Here is a 16097-nt window from a genome sequence, read left to right as displayed (position 1 = left end):
GCTATGGGGATGCCGCTATTTCGCTTTCTGCTTCGCAAAATGTGGAACACGCGATGGATGACGCTCAGCTCGCTGGCCGGCTTGATCATTGCCGTCGCCTTTGCGACCAGTATCCCGATGTACGCGGATGGAGCGCTGAAGCGGGTTGTGGCACAATCGCTCAAGGAAGAGAGCAGCGGGCTGCCGGCGGGATCGCTTCTGATGCGTTACCAGGAAACGACCGGCAAGACGGATCTGAATGCGTTGACCGAGGTGTCTCGTTATATCCGCGAGGATGTCCCGAGTGAAGTCGGTTTTCCTTTCGGCACCTATGTACAGAGTCTGGCTATTCGAAATGCAGAGCTGACGCCGGAGGATCCGACAACCGTCGATGCGAGCCGTGTTCGTCAGATGGGTCTTACGTCGATGAGCGGCCTCGATAAGAAAACAGAGTTGACGCAGGGGCGCTGGTTTACGGACACGGTCGGCGATGATGACACGATCGAAGCGGTCATTCTGGAAGAAGCGATGTACCGCAGCGATATTCATATTGGCGATGTGTTTGAATACCCGATCTACAGCGGGTTGAATCTGACGATTCGCGTTAAGATCGTCGGGGCGTTCAAGCCGCTGAGCGATACGGATCCGTATTGGTACCAAGGGCTTGAAGGCTTGATGAGTACGCTGCAAATCGGCGAGAACGCCTTCCAGAAAGGGCTGATGAAGGATCGGAAGATTCCGGTTCATACGGCCAACTGGTATTATGCATTCAATTTGAAAGATATCAAGACAAGTCAATTGTCGCCGCTTAATGATACGCTTGAACGGTTGAACATCGAGCTGTATCAGCGTTTGAAGGATACAAGAGTAGAGATCTCATTCGCGAAGCTGCTCAATGAGTTCCGTAAGTCGAGTCTCCAGCTGCAGTTGCTGCTCTTTACATTGGCTGCGCCGATGCTGGCGATGGTGTTCTACTTCATTGCAATGAATGCACGGCAATCGCTCGACAAGCAGCGCAGCGACATTGCCGTATTGCGCAGCCGGGGAGCGGGAACAAGGCAGATCATCGGCATCTATACGCTGGAAGGATTGCTGCTCGGAATAATCGCTCTTATTATAGGTCCTTTAATAGGTTGGTTTATGGCGAAGAGCATCGGTTCGGCCAATGGATTCCTGGAGTTCGTGAATCGGAAATCGATCCCGATCGGCTTCGGGACAGAGTCGATCCTCGCAGGCATTGGCTCCGTGGTGCTTGCCCTGCTTGCTACGATCATCCCCGCGGTCATTTATGCCCGGGCATCGATCGTGGATTACAAGAAACAGATTGCCCGTTCGGATCGAAAGCCGCTCTGGCAGAGATGGTATGGCGATGTGCTGATGCTTGGCATCGCAGCGTACGGCTGGTACTTATTTAATGAACGCCAGCTCATTTCGTTTAAGAGCAAAATGACGACGGATCAGCTGAACGTACAGCCATTCCTGTTCTTTGTTCCGGCGCTCGCCATCTTCGCGATGGGATTGTTCTTCCTGCGCGTATTCCCGTGGCTGCTGAAGCTCTTTAACTGGATCGGCAAGAAGGTGCTGCCTGTGCCGCTCTACTTAACACTGACTCAGCTGTCGAGATCGTCGAAGGGGTATTACCCGCTGATGATATTGCTTATTTTGACGTTGGGACTTGGGGTATATAATGCCTCTGCTGCACGAACGATCGATCTGAACTCCACAGAGCGGACGCTCTACAAATTCGGAACTGACGTCGTGATGCAGACGGTATGGGAAGGAACCGCCGAAGTGATAGACACCGGAGGCGGCGATGCCGGCGGTGGCGGACAAGGCGGCGGAGAAGGATCCGGCGGCGGCAATGGCGGCAGCGGCGGAGGCGGAGGAAATGGAGGAGGCGGTAACGGTGGAGGAGGCGGCGGCGGTAACGGCGGCGGCTCTACGGTTCCGACTCGGATCAACTATTCGGAGCCGCCATTTGAAGTGTTCCGCAAGCTGGACGGGGTAGAAGCGGCTGCGCGAGTGCTGCAGACCAAAGCCAATATCGTCGTTTCGGGACGATCGGCCGGACAAGGAACCGTGATGGGCATCGATAATGTCGATTTTTCCAAGGTGGCCTGGTTCCGTGACGATCTGTATCCTTCACATCCGTTCAACTACTTAAATTACTTGGGGCTCTATGAGCAGGCTGCCATTATTCCTTCCAATGTGGCCGAGAAGTATCAGCTGAAGCTGGGGGATACGGTTTCTGCCGGCTTGCAGGAAGGAATGATCGATTTCGTCGTTGTCGGTATCGTACCGTACTGGCCGAGTCAATATCCGGATTCATCGCCGTTCATCATTGCGAATCTGGATTATATCTATGACCAAGTGCCGATCATTCCTTATGATGTATGGCTGAAAATGAAACCGGGCGCGCTTACCGCTCCAATCATGAAGCAGCTGCAGGACGAAGGCATCGAGCTTGCGAATGTGCAAGACGTGCGCATCGAGCTGGCCGTGCAATCGAAGCATCCGACGCGCGGCGGCGTATTCGGAATTCTAAGTCTCGGCTTCCTCGTTTCCATTATCGTGTCGCTTACGGGTTACATTCTGTTCTGGTTCTTTAATCTATCGGGACGGATTGTGCAGTTTGGCGTTCTTCGCGCGATGGGGCTCTCCAGGAAACAGTTGACCGGAATGCTGCTCCTTGAGCAGGTGTTTACGGCGGGACTGTCTATCGGACTTGGTATACTAATCGGCAAAATTGCGAGCTTGCTATTCTTGCCGTTCCTGCAGACGACCGACAATGTCGCGAACTCTGTACCGCCATTTAGGGTCGTATTCGATTCCAAGGATACGACGCAGCTCTACATCGTGGTCGGATGCATGATGCTGATGGGTGCAGCGCTTCTGCTCATTCATATCCGCAGATTGCGCGTACATCAAGCCGTTAAGATGGGAGAGGAGCGTTAAGACCTCATGATTACTTGCGAGGGACTCGTTAAAATTTACAAATCAGATGATCTTGAGGTCGTTGCACTGCAAGGGCTGAACCTTCATGTACGTGAAGGAGAAATGATGGCGATTATCGGTAACAGCGGCAGCGGGAAATCGACGCTGCTCAATATACTGGGCGGTCTTGACCGCCCTTCCGCCGGCCAAGTCAGTGTAGGGCCTTGGGATTTGCTGAAGATTACCGATGAGCAGCTCGTTTCCTATAAACGCGATACCGTCGGTTTTATCTGGCAGAGCAATGCACGCAATTTGCTCCCGTATTTAACGGCGCTCGAGAACGTGGAAATGCCAATGATGTTATCCTCCAAATTGGATCGCGCTTACGCGAAGCAGCTGCTGGAGTGGGTGGGGCTGAAGGAGCGCATGCACAATAAGCTGCATCAGCTCTCCGGCGGCGAGCAGCAGCGGGTTGCGATCGCAATATCGCTGTCGAACCGGCCGAAGCTGTTGCTTGCCGATGAGCCGACAGGCTCCGTCGATACGCGGACTTCCGATCTCATCATGGATATCTTCCGCAGGCTTAACCGCGAGATCGGCATTACGATTGTTATCGTTACGCATGACTTATCGTTAGCCGGCAAGGTTGATCGCGTCGTGGCGATTCGGGACGGATTAACCAGTACCGAATTTATTAAGCGGAACCCGAATTTGGACGATAACGATCAGACAGGGAACCATTCGACGCTCGGCGGCGATCAAGCCATCCATGAAGAATATGTTGTCGTAGACCGAGTGGGCAGGCTTCAAATTCCGAAATCTTATTTAACGGCATTACAAATTACAGATAAAGCATCAATGGAATTTGACGGTGAGCGCATCATTATATCACCGCCTAAATCACTGGAGGGGTAGAACGAATGGAGAAGAAGGTAAGACGTTCACGGGGAAAACTAATTATGAGGACTTCAGCTTTGGCGGTTACGGCAGGCCTGCTGGCATCAAGTCTTGCAGCTTGCAGCAAGGGAGACAGCGGTAACGAAGCAGAACGCCATGTACTGCGAATCGGCTTTATGTATTCCAATTCCGATAATGAACCCTACCTGCGCCAACAGTTCACGGATGGTTATGAACTGACGCATCCGAATATCGACATCGAAATCGCAGCAGCGATCAACTATGACGATCAGCGTTTCGAAGAGCCCGATCCGAACAAGAAGCAGCCGGATCCGTACGAGAAGCTGAAAGAGATGATCAACGGCAAGAATCCGGTTGATGTCGTGGTATTGGAGTCTTCCTATCTGAAGCGACTTGTAGAAGACAATCTGCTTAAACAGCTGGATCCGCTTATTCAAGAGAGCGAATTCGATATCGAGGATTTCGTACCGACGGTTATTGACGGAATCAAGGACGCGGGAGGCGGCAGCATCTACGCGCTTACGCCGACCTTCAATGCATCGGCTCTCTACTATAACAAGAAGCTCTTTACCGATGCGGGCGTAACGCCGCCGACAGACGGTATGACTTGGACGGATATCCTGACGAAAGCGAAACAGGTAGCCAAGGGCGAAGGTGCAGAGCGTAAGTTCGGCTTCTCGTTCAATCGTTGGAGCGGAGACCCGTTCTGGGATTCCCAAACCTACTCGGCACCTCTGCAGCTGAAGATGTTTGATAATAAAGCAGAGAAGATGACCGTAGATACGCCGCAATGGCGCAAAGTGTGGAGTGAAGTAGCCGCGCTGTACCAAGAGAAAATCGTACCTACCCAAGAAGATATGAACAACGGCGGCGGAGGCGGCATTGCACGGGATGAGAAAGCTGTATTCAATCCGTTCCAAGGCGATCTGTTCATCAGCGGCCGTATTGCGATGATGATCGGCGGCTATGATTACGTGAATGAGCTGGCCAGAGCCAAAGATTATTCCGCTAAGAACCCTAAGATTCCGTCCCCGGATTGGGATGTCGTCACGATCCCGACTTTCGAGGAAGCTCCGGGCATTGGCGGCAATATCTACTTGAATAATCTGATGGCGATCAGCGCCAATGCACAAAACAGCGAAGATGCTTGGGACTTCATCCAGTTTAACAACAGCAAGGAATGGGCGAAGCTGAAATCCCGCAGCACCTATGAGATGGTAGCTCGTAAATCGTTCCTGAAGCCGAAGGACGGCATGAACTATAACATTCAAGCCTTCTACTCCCTCAAGCCGATTCCACCTCAGGATATTAATCTTGAGAAGCTTTACCGCGAGAAGCCGAACCTCTATCAGGTTCAACAATTTGCGCAGCCGCTCTTCCAGGAGGTCATTCAGAAGAAGAAATCCGTCGAAGAAGCGCTTAAGGAATGGCAGACCAAAGGGGATGCCATGCTGCAGAAGATTAAGGACAATCCGAATGGTCCGCTTGAGCCGGTTGAAGGCGGAGGCGGCGTAGGCATTGATGTTTACGGCGGCAAAGGCTAAATCATCATGAAGGAACCGCATTGGCGCAATTCGCGTCGATGCGGTTTTTTTGTTTATGTTGAGACCGTTCAGAGCCGATGCTTGTTTTTTCCGAAAATGGGGCATTCTAAGCGAAACGGCGAAGAAGGGAGTAAGTGACATGAAATGGGTGTATTGGGGGCGTCTGTACGAGACCAAATTTCAAGCCGGATGTCTGGTTAGACGGATGGAAAACGACTGGTGGGTATACGGATATGAATGTCCGCAAGAGATCGAAGTATTTCGTTCGCGGAAAGGAAGATTCGGCGTTCGATTCCTTCCATAAAAATATGCTTGACTTATTCATGGATCATATAGTATATTATTTCTTGTCGCCATTGAATGATTTGTAGTGAATGAGTGTTAACGCGGGGTGGAGCAGCTCGGTAGCTCGTCGGGCTCATAACCCGAAGGCCGCAGGTTCAAATCCTGCCCCCGCAACCAACCTTTCGATTATTATCGTAAGGGCCCTTAGCTCAGTTGGTTAGAGCGGTCGGCTCATAACCGATTGGTCGGGGGTTCGAGTCCCTCAGGGCCCACCATTCCACAATCATGAACATGCCGGGGTGGCGGAACTGGCAGACGCACAGGACTTAAAATCCTGCGGTGGGTGACCACCGTACGGGTTCGATTCCCGTCCTCGGCATCCAACAAGAAACCTTGATGAATCAAGGTTTTTTCCATTTTTATAGGAAGTTTGCATCTCATATTTAAGCGAAAGATAATACTCTTTTTCATCACATGCCACAATAGTGATGAAGAGGAGTTTTTTTTTATGGCTCGGAATAGAAATATCGACGATATATGAAACGGCTGCCAGCTAAGGCAGCCGTTTTATTTTTGCCAGCTTGCTTCCCTTCGTAATAAATAAAGAGGCGTAATAGGAAGCTGCAACAAGATTTGTCCAAAAATCGTAGAGATGTTCATTTTCTCCTTTTCATGCTGACTCTAAAATACAAGTTGACGATGAATAAGCGCATGCATCTTGAAACGTGAATTTGGAGGTTGCAGATGTTTTTTGTCGCTACAAATGGGAGATGAGGTGAAGTTTCCTTTGCCATTATGATGAGCTATGGATCGTTTCGCAAAATATACCATAGAAGGAATGATAAAATGAACAAGCATAAACGGACATCACGTTTGGCTTCACGTCTGACATCTTTGGTTCTCAGCATTTTGCTGGCGGTACTTACGCTACTGCCGGCGACAGCTTTCGCAGAAACCACTACCGGCAGCGATCCCTTCCAAGGCGAGATCCTTTTCCCCTTCAATGAGGGGAACGGTTCAACCTCCAGTGCCCTTTCGGGCGATCTAACAGCTACATTAGACAACTATGTATGGAATCCAAACGGTCGAGGCGCTACTCCCGCGATCTCCAATGACCAAACAGGCAAAAACGGGATCACAATCGATTACGGCACCTCGTTCTCGAATGTAAATGATCTTACGATGGGCGTTTGGGTAAAGCCCTCAGCTCCCAATTCCGGACAAACCAGTTCTTTGATGGCTCCCCCTTATAGCGGCACCACAGGCAATTGGGGTTTCAGCAATGGAGAAATCTGGTGGAGTATTAACTGGGGCACCAGCGCAAACAACTTCGCTGACACAAATATTAGCTTACTATCTTACGGATCGGATGGTTCCGAATGGGAAGGCGGCATTTCAGCGGCGGCAGGGAATCTGGCCGACGGCAACTGGCACTATTTGGCGTTCTCCTTAAGTACGACTGCAAATAAGATTGCTCTCTATGTGGACGGCAATCAGATCGGCGAAAAAGATTATAGCTCTCTATATCCGGTCAATCTACAGGCGTACAAATGGTTCGGCGGGAATGGGTACCAGGATAAGTCGTATACCGGCCTTCTGGATGAGCTTTCCGTTTTCCCATCTGTTCTCGACGACACCTCGCATGCAGCGCTATATAACAGAGTGCCTAATACGAGTATTGGCGGCAATCCGGGCGATCCCGGCGATCCTTTTCAAGGCGAGATTCTATTCCCCTTCAATGAGGGTAGTGGTTCAACCTCCGGCGCCTTTTCGGGTGATCTAACGGCCACGTTGAACAACTATGTATGGGATATCGATCACAATGGCCGGGGCGATACTTCCGCAATTGCCAATGATCAGACAGGCCAGAACGGGCTCACAATCGACTACGGTACTGAGTTCGCGAATGTAAATGATCTTACGATGGGCGTTTGGGTGAAGCCCTCAGCTCCCACTCCCGCAACTTCCAGTTATTTATTGGCCCCGCCTTATGCCGGTACCACTGGCAATTGGGGGTTAAACGCAGGAGAAATCTGGTGGAATATCGGCTGGGGCACCAGTGAAAACAATTACGCCGACACAACGCTAAACTTCACATCATACGGATCGGACGGATCCGAGTGGGGGAGCAGTCTGTCGGCACCAGCGGGGAATTTGGCCGACGGCAACTGGCACTATGTGGCGTTCTCCTTCAGCGCGACGGCGAAAACAGTCGCACTGTATGTGGACGGCAATCAGATCGGTAACAAGACCTACACGTCCACATTCCCTATTAATCTGCAAGCCTACAAATGGTTCGGCGGGGCCGGCTATAATGGAAGCGCGTACACAGGCCTTCTGGATGAGCTTTCCGTTTTCCCTTCCGTTCTGGGCGACACCGCGCATGAAGCGCTATTTAACAGAGCGCCTAATACTAGCGAGGGCGGCAATCCGGGCGATCCCTTCCAAGGCGAGATTCTTTTCCCTTTCAATGAGGGTAATGGTACGACCTCTGGCGCACTTTCGGACGGTCTGACGGCCACATTGACCAACTATGTGTGGGATATCGATCACAGCGGCCGGGGAGATACTTCCGCGATCTCCACGGATAGCAGAGGTGCGAGTGGGCTCACGATCGATTACGGTGCTCAGTTCGCGAATATGAATGATCTTTCCATGGGCGTATGGGTAAAGCCTTCGGCTCCCAGCCCCGGAACATCCAGTTCTTTAATGGCTCCACCTTATGGCGGCTCCGATGGCAGTTGGGGATTACATAATGGAGAAGTCTGGTGGAGTATCGGTTGGGGCACCAGTGAAAACAATTACACCGACACCAAGATAAGTTTCCTATCTTACGGATCGGATGGCTCCGCTTGGGATAGCAGCTTTTCAGCGCCGGCGGGGAATTTGGCTGATGGCGACTGGCACTACTTGTCGTTCTCCTTCAGCGCGACGGCGAAAACAGTCGCTCTGTATGTGGACGGCAGTTTGATCGGCGAAAAGACCTACACGTCCACTTTCCCTGTTAATCTGCAAGCCTACAAATGGTTCGGCGGCGGCGGCTATAATGAAAGCGCGTATACCGGTCTGTTGGATGAACTGTCTGTTTTCACATCCGTTCTCGACGACACCACGCATGGAGCTCTATATAACAGAGCGCCTAATACAGAGGGCACCGGCCAGCAGACAGATCCGGCCGACACCGATCAAGTAGGCGACAAAACCTATTATGTGGCGAAAACCGGCAGCGATAGCAACCCCGGCACCGAGGCTGAACCTTTCCTTACGATTCAGAAGGCAGCCGATGTTCTTCTGCCCGGCGAAACCGTAATCATTCATGAGGGCGTGTATGAGGAATCCGTACGTCCGAAGTACAATGGCACGGCTGATCACCCTATTACTTATAAAACTGTAGATGGCGAGAACGTGGTTATCTCCGGCGCGAACCTGATTACCGAGCCATGGCAGACGGCGTCAAACCCGGGCGCAGTGCAATATAACGCAAATGACGCCAACCTCTGGAAAGTAGACGTTAGCTTGCCGATGGGCAATTATCGCAATCAAATTTTTGTGGACGGCGAAGCCATGCTGCCTTCACGATATCCGAACGTTGCGAAGGAAGACGCATACTATCGTCCGAACTGGCTGACTTATGTATTCGACGGCGAGAATGGCAGCACCGGCGGATGGTCTACCCCGACGGGCAAGCTGCGTGACCCCGAGATGAACCAACCCGCCGGTACATGGGACGGTGCGGCCATCGTGGGTATGGACAACCGCGGATGGAACTTATCCGGCGCGGAAGTCGTCTCATCCACGCCCGGCTGGCTTAATCTTGCAAACATGAATTTCTACGAGCTGGGACCAACTGGCTACGCATCAGGAAACGATTTCCATTACTATATTCAAAACGCGATGGCCGCTCTGGACGCGCCATATGAGTGGTACTATAACCAGAATAGCGAAACCTTGTATTTACAGCTCCCGAACGGCATGAATCCTAACGATCTGGATGTTCGTTACAAAGCACGTGAATGGGGCTTGGATCTGTCCAGCCGTAAGTACATCCATATCGAAGGCATCGACCTGAACGGCTGCAGCCTGACCATGCGTAACGGCGTGAGCAATGTAGTCGATAACATGACGGCCAAGTATGTCACTGAATTCTTGTCCCCGGACAATGAGCGGGGCGGCATCATCGTGGGCGGAAAGAACAACACCCTGATCAACAGCGAGATCGCCTATTCTGCCGGTGCATTGGTCACCGTCGAGGGCGAGGGCAACAAAATCGTCAATAGCAAGCTGCATGACGCTACTACCGGTCCTACCTTGTTTACCTTCTCGATCACCATTTCGGGAATCAACCACTTGATCAGCCACAACCAGATCTATAACGCCAGCGGCACTCTGATCGGCGGCAGCTTCTATGCCAGCGAAATCTCTTACAACGATATTCATGACGGTAACTGGCACAGCACCGACGCAGGGCTGATGTATTTCGCTTATAACGATTTTGGCAACAGCCAAATTCACCACAACAAAATCCATGATTCCCACAGCGAATTTTCCAATGGCGTGTACTTTGATCTGGGCTGCAAAAACGCCCTGGTATACGGCAATGTATTCTGGAATTTGCCATGGGCGGCTGTTTTCATTAACTCCAGCTCCGAGTTTATATCCGTGGTCAACAATACGGTATACAAAGGAGCAGCCAGCCACTCGAACCCTGAAATTTACACGAACTCGCCAGGCGACGCGTACATGGACGTCTTTATGAACAACATCGTGGATTCCCGCGGCGTGGGTACGGACAACGTCAATGTCGGCGCGGTTGTGCTGGACAACTACAGCAGACCAAATGACGACCTCGATGGAACCGCAACCTTTAACAACCCATCGGCGTTAGACTTTACCCTGAAATCCGGTTCAGGTGCGGTCGGTATGGGCGCCTATCAGCCGGGAGATACCTGGACTGCCGGTCTGAAGGGCACTCCGGTAACGGCCGAAGAAGTTAGCAGCGGCCCGCAATTCCTGCCTTATGCGAACCGTAACCTGCTGTTCAACAGCGGTTTTGAGTGGCCGCGCGTGGACTTCCCGAGCATGGGCTCGATGCCTTATTGGGAAAAGACAGGCACAGGAAGCGCATCTATCGTCAAAGCCGGCTCATCTGCCGATAATGCTCATGCCCGCGATCAGAACTCCGTGGAGCTGACCGGTCAGAATATCGGACTCGAGCAGGAAATTACCGGTCTTGAGCCTGGAGTGGAATACGTGCTGCGCGGCTTTGCACGGATGGGCAACGGCAGCAGCGCCGAAGGGCAAAAGGTGGAAATTGGCGTGAACGTCGGTGCAACTACCCTTAATGATGAATTGGACCGGCCCGCATGGCGATCGGTATCGATCAAATTTACTGCAGATGAGACTGGAGCAGCCACGGTATATGCCAAAAAAACAACATCCGGATCACGAGCGCTGGTAGACGACTTCTCGGTTGTGCGTGCCGACGTTACGCCGGATGAGGGACCCGTCAGCGACGATCTGTACCCGATGCTCAATTCCCCTGTGGCATTGCTGGACGATATGCTGTATGAGGATTCCGAGTGGACGGCAGCCAACCAATCGTCGTTTGTAAAGGACGAAACGTCCGGACTTACCTTGGCAGCTCAGTCCGGTCAATCTGCCATCGCGTTCTACACTCAGGAAAAGTACAGCAACAAAGACTTCTATTTGAAACTGGACGAGAATGAAGATCTTGACGCGCTCGACCTGAACATCATACTCCGGGCAACCGCGGCTAACCGTACTGCCAATAGGTATGAGATCGATATTCAAGGCACGACAGCCACACTGACCCGTTATTACAACGGCTCGGGTCTCCAATTGGGACAGTGGACGGTAGACATTAACGACCAGCTCTTGAAGGCCGGCGCAGTATGGGATGACGTCAACGAAAGCGGCTACGGCGGCGTGACCGTGACGCTCAAGAGCGGAAACGAAACGCTGTTCTCCGTTCGGGATGAAAATAACTTAAACGTCTCCGCCCCCGGCTATTTCGGCTTGGCGACTGAATCCTCCATTAAACTCGGACGCGTGACCGAATACGTGGATATGGGCTCGGTCATCGCAGATAAGGACAACTGGCAATCCGGAGGGACTTCCATCGACTGGGCGAATAACGATACCGAGTTGACCCCCGTCGGGGCAGGAACTGCAGGTTACACAGGCAGAAAATTCGGCGACGCAGAGTTCGTGGTGGGCTTTGAGTCCGGCATGAACACCGGGGCGTTCCCCAACTTTACCCTGCGGGCTCCAACCGACGTAGATCTTCTAAACAACCCTTGGAGCGGCACGAAATACAGCGTTATCTTCAAGGAAGGTTCCTTTGAGATTCAGCACTGGCCGGAACTGTGGAAGCCCGGCTCAAGCATTCTGTCGGATGACGGCAGATCGGCCCTGGCGGACAACAAAGGCTTTGTACCGGCGTATACAAACACGCTCGTCAAAATTAGTATCGTGAACACCGACTATGGCGTGTGGATCCGCGTTAAGGCGGGCGACACGATCGTCGCAAGTTGGATTGACGAGAACAATTATCTTCCGAACGAAGGGTATCTGGGCATCTGCGGCTACACCGAGCCAATGACGATCTCAGCACCAAGCGTGACTGCTTTTGTTCCTGTCATAGGTAATCCGGACGATAAGCCAGGCAACGTTTCGGTGGATATATCCGCTCTGCAACAGCTAATTGCTGAAGGAGAAGCGCTTGTTGAAGCCGAGTATACAGAGGCAAGCTGGGCAGCCCTAGAAACAGCTTTGGACAATGCAAAGGCTGTTGTGACAAACAATGCCGCGACCCAAGCGCAGATTGATGCAGCGGCGACGGCACTTCAAGCGGCGATTACCGATCTGGTGGAGGCGGAAACCCCAGCAGATATAGCGGTTACCGCTATCATTGTAACGGGTGCATCGTTGATCGACGCTCTGGGAGAAACGGCGCAAATGACCGCAGCCGTAACGCCTGACAACGCGACCGATAAATCCGTCTCCTGGACGGTCGTCGGCACGGATGGCAACGCAACGAACAAAGCGACGATCGACGGGAACGGCCTGCTGACGGCGGTTGCTGAGGGAGTAGTCAAAGTCGTAGCTACGGCGAACGACGGATCGGGCGTGTATGGAGAGTTATCGGTGACAATAGACGTTCCGGTGTCAACGATTGCGTTGACAGGTCCGGATTCAGTTTACCAAGGAGACAACTTCATTCTCCAATATGGCTTGGAGAACGCCGAAGACATTACTGCGCAGGACATTACGATTTCTTATGACAAAGACAAGTTCGACTTTGTCGAAGCGACGTCGATCCAAGGCGATACTAGTATTCTGGAAACTTCCAATAACGCTGAAGTAGGTGAGGTAAGGCTAATCGTCGCCAGCCTTGGCCATCCGATTAGCGGTCCGATCGGCGTGTTGGATATCAAGTTCAGGTCCAAAACGACAGGGACAGGATTAATCGAAGTGACAACCGCCAAGCTGAGCAACGGAGATGGCGACGTTGCGATCGCCTCTGAAGTGAGCCTGACGGTTACAAGCGTGGTTGGAAAAGCGGCGCTAGAACATGGAATCGAAGGCGCGCAAACCCTGCACGACAGCGCGGTGGAAGGACCTGAGGACAATCAGTACCCGTATGGAACGAAGGCTTGGCTGCAGGTGGCGATCGATGTCGCATCGACCGTTTTGATCGATGAGGATGCTTCGGCACAAGAGATTTCGGATGCGATTACGGCCTTGACTTCCAAAGTCGCGTTGTTCCAATCTCTCCGCATTACGCCGACGACCGGCGATATTAACCGGTTGCCGGGAATCGACATCGGCGACCTCGGGTTTATTGCGGGACATTATGGGCTAACCTCGGCGGACGCGAACTGGGATTCACGCGGCGACCTTAACGGCGACGGCGAGATCGGGATATACGAATTGGCATTCATTAGCAAAAGGTTGATTCAACATTAAAGAATTGCATCTTAGCGCGGGAAGATACGCCAGTCGTATCTTCCCGTTGACTCTTTGGAGCAGGAGGGAACGCGCTTGAAATTCAGATGGACGACCTTTATGCTAATCGTTTCGATCGTAACAGGCTTATTTTCAATTTCGTCATCCGCGCTAGCCGCCGCGCCGACGGCCTTCGCGATCGCTGCCGGTGACACTGCGGTATCGGAGAATGAGACAGTCACCTTCACGATAAGCGGTCAAAATATTCCCGAGATGTTCGCGTACGAGGTACAACTGACCTATGATTCCGGCAAGCTGGAATATAAGAGTTCTGCACCTGCGTTGACGGGAAATCTCGCTGTTAAAGCAAGCGGCGATCAGGTGAAAATCGGCTTTTCAAAGCAAGGCTCTGCGGCACCTTCGCAGGGCAGCTTTGACCTGTTAACGATAACCTTCAAAGCAAAATCGACTGCAGGCAGCGCCGGTGTAACGCTGCAATCCGTCAAAGTACTCAACAATCAGCTCGCGGCGACCGATTATTCCGTCGATAAAAGCGCTGCGGTTACCATTTCGTCTTCTCAGTCGACACCAACACCAATACCAACACCGACGCCGACGCCAACGCCAAAGACGGCTATCTTGAACGTAAACGCGGTCCTGGACGATCATCAAATCGCCCAAGTTGTCGTAAACGAAGACGATTTGGCTGCGGCTTTTAATGAAGCCAAAAACAACAAAGTGACGATTAAAGTGGCAGGAACCGATTCCGCCAAGGAAGTTCACGTCAGTCTTCCGGCCGCGGTTCTCAAAAACGCAGGACATGCCAATGTCGAAGTGGATACCGGATTAGCTATACTCGAGATTTCGCCGGACAAACTTAGTGAAATATCTTCGACTGCCGGTAAAGTAGAGTTATCTGTCATTAAAGTCGATACTTCAACGTTGTCGAATGAAGCGAAGAGCCTGATTGGCGATAATTCGGTATACGATTTCAACTTGAGCGTAGATGGAGTCAAGATCGAAACCTTCAAAAAACAGGCGGTAACCGTTAAGTTGAAATACGCCTTGAAGCCGGGCGAAAATCCAGATCATGTGGTCATCTACTATATCGATGATAAAGGGAAGCTATCGGTCGTAGAGAACGGAAAATACGATCCGGCAACCGGACAGGTTGTGTTCAAACCCAAGCATTTCAGTAAGTACACAACGGCCGATCGCAATGTTAGCTTCAATGATATTGCGAACCTAACGTGGGCGGTGGATAGCATCCGCGCCTTATTGTCCAGAGACATCTTGACGGGAAGCGGCGACGGCAGCTTCAATCCGGGAGATCAAGTTACGCGCGCAGAATTTATCGTCATGCTGATGCGGAGCCTGGAACTCGTCGAACCCGGCGCTGCAAGTACGTTCAAAGACGTAATCGCAGGCCAATGGTACACGGACGCCATCGGTTCCGCGCAGAAGCTCGGAATTGTTAAAGGCTATTCAAACGGTACTTTTGGCGTGAAAGAAAACATTTCCAGACAAGAAATGGCCGCCATGCTGTATAAGGCTGCGCAGCTGGCCGAGATAAGCTTGCCGAATAACGGCGCGGCAGTCTCCTTTAGCGACCAGGCGACCATTGCGCCTTATGCGGTAGATGCCGTCGAAGCGCTGACCCTAGCGGGCGTGGTCAACGGAGTAGGCGAAGATCGCTTCGCTCCTGCGAAACAGACGACAAGGGCCGAAGCGGCTGTTATCATCTGGCGGGTTTTCGAAATGCAGTAAACTTCAGTTGGAAAATCAAATCAAAACGGCCTGCTGTGGGATGACCCCGGCAGGTCGTTTTTAAGTATTGCCATATCCCATCTACCGGAAATATAATTTACTTTAATGAAAGCTTGTATGAATTCCCCAAACAACAGCGAGGTGAAACAAGTGCAACTGCTTCGAACCATCACAGACAGTGACTTCGATGGGGGTAACCCAGAGTTTATGCAGCGAGTGTCCAGGCACGCTTCCAGAGGTGTGCTGGTTAATGACCACTTACAAGTCGCGATGATGTATATGACGAAGCTGAAGCTCTATAAGCTGCCGGGCGGCGGAGTAGAAGCGGGAGAGGACGTCGCGGATGCATTTTTGCGTGAAATAAGAGAAGAAACGGGCTGCATGGCATCCATTCTTCATGAGCTGGGGTATATCGATGAACATAAGAACAGGAATCAGTTTTTCCAGCGATCGTATAGCTACATAGCGAAAGTGGTAGACCTGCCCGGTGTTACATCTCTTACTGACAATGAGATCATGCTCGGCATGCAAGTGAAGTGGGTTCATATTAAGCAAGCCATCATGTTCATGAACAGCACCGTCAGCGATTATTCAACGCGGTTCATGTTACTCCGAGATCGAATCATTCTGGAAGAGGCGACTCAGTGGTTGATGACAAATAAAAACCTCCATCGCGGTATCTGATTGAATCAGGTACTTGTG

General features: G+C 51.8%; 7 protein-coding genes and 3 tRNA genes. All 10 read left to right on the top strand.

The genetic code is table 11. The annotated features are described in order from the left end of the window. The first annotated feature begins 3 nt into the window (after window positions 1-3). The 10 genes from BM412_RS15150 (at window position 4) to BM412_RS15110 (ending at window position 16079) form a co-directional block, all read left to right on the top strand. Window positions 4-2934 carry an ABC transporter permease gene (locus tag BM412_RS15150; RefSeq protein WP_091219425.1) on the top strand — a complete coding sequence of 977 codons (2931 nt, stop codon included), beginning with the start codon at window positions 4-6 and terminating at the stop codon, window positions 2932-2934. A gap of 6 nt (window positions 2935-2940) precedes the next feature. Continuing rightward, a complete protein-coding gene (locus BM412_RS15145) occupies window positions 2941-3828 on the top strand; it encodes an ABC transporter ATP-binding protein (RefSeq protein ID WP_091219422.1) in 888 nt (295 codons plus the stop codon). 44 nt (window positions 3829-3872) lie between these two features. Further along, window positions 3873-5375 (top strand): ABC transporter substrate-binding protein, encoded by a 1503-nt coding sequence (locus tag BM412_RS15140; RefSeq protein WP_256256317.1) that lies wholly within the window; start codon window positions 3873-3875, stop codon window positions 5373-5375. 139 nt (window positions 5376-5514) lie between these two features. After that, window positions 5515-5679: a hypothetical protein gene (locus tag BM412_RS32145; RefSeq protein WP_177245843.1), complete on the top strand. Its 165-nt coding sequence runs from the start codon at window positions 5515-5517 to the stop codon at window positions 5677-5679. A gap of 81 nt (window positions 5680-5760) precedes the next feature. Next, window positions 5761-5837 (top strand) — tRNA-Met (locus tag BM412_RS15135). Between the two features lie 21 nt (window positions 5838-5858). After that, a tRNA-Ile gene (locus BM412_RS15130) sits at window positions 5859-5935 on the top strand. An 18-nt stretch (window positions 5936-5953) separates the two neighbouring features. Further along, a tRNA-Leu gene (locus tag BM412_RS15125) sits at window positions 5954-6039 on the top strand. A gap of 467 nt (window positions 6040-6506) precedes the next feature. Beyond that, a complete protein-coding gene (locus tag BM412_RS15120; RefSeq protein ID WP_177245842.1) occupies window positions 6507-13649 on the top strand; it encodes a LamG-like jellyroll fold domain-containing protein in 7143 nt (2380 codons plus the stop codon). A gap of 75 nt (window positions 13650-13724) precedes the next feature. After that, window positions 13725-15395, top strand: coding sequence for an S-layer homology domain-containing protein (locus tag BM412_RS15115; protein ID WP_091219413.1), 1671 nt, complete (start codon window positions 13725-13727; stop codon window positions 15393-15395). 141 nt (window positions 15396-15536) lie between these two features. Beyond that, window positions 15537-16079: an NUDIX hydrolase gene (locus BM412_RS15110; RefSeq protein ID WP_256256316.1), complete on the top strand. Its 543-nt coding sequence runs from the start codon at window positions 15537-15539 to the stop codon at window positions 16077-16079. Window positions 16080-16097 lie beyond the last annotated feature (18 nt).

Origin of the sequence: Paenibacillus sp. BC26, assembly GCF_900116125.1 — a bacterium.
GTDB lineage: Bacteria > Bacillota > Bacilli > Paenibacillales > Paenibacillaceae > Paenibacillus_Z > Paenibacillus_Z lignilyticus.
Note: the sequence above shows the minus strand (reverse complement) of the source record. Positions and strands in the feature narration are given on the sequence as shown.